The sequence below is a fragment of the Cupriavidus sp. SIMBA_020 genome, assembly GCF_046535395.1.
GTDB classification, from domain to species: domain Bacteria; phylum Pseudomonadota; class Gammaproteobacteria; order Burkholderiales; family Burkholderiaceae; genus Cupriavidus; species Cupriavidus campinensis.
In genome coordinates this window covers 1-310 of the sequence record NZ_JAWRWU010000286.1, presented here as the reverse complement: position 1 = coordinate 310, position 310 = coordinate 1, and the positions used below count along the sequence as shown (strand labels likewise).

Here is a 310-nt window from a genome sequence, read left to right as displayed (position 1 = left end):
CGTTGAGACCGCTTGGCGGACAACGTCTTCGCTTCCCATCCGCGTGCAACTCCGGTTTGAAAAACACCGTACACTTGGCGGTCCGAATGACTGTTTGCTACGCGAGGACCACGCATGCCGACGACTGCCCTGGTTGCCCTTGCCGTTGTACTCACGCTCATCGTCGTATTGCTGATCGCCAATCTCACTAGCGGCGAGAAGAAGATCGAGCACAAGATCGAGCGGCTTTACGCCAGCGACGATGCCCAATTCACACGCTCGATGGGGCTGTTGCTCGGGCCGCCGGTTGTCGGCGGCAACCGCTTTGAAG

The 310-nt window shown here is 59.0% G+C and carries 1 pseudogene; it reads left to right on the top strand.

Features of this window, described 5'->3' with window-relative positions:
• Positions 1-114: 114 nt before the first annotated feature.
• Positions 115-310 (top strand): annotated as a pseudogene (locus tag SB751_RS29235) (cardiolipin synthase B); the annotation flags it as partial.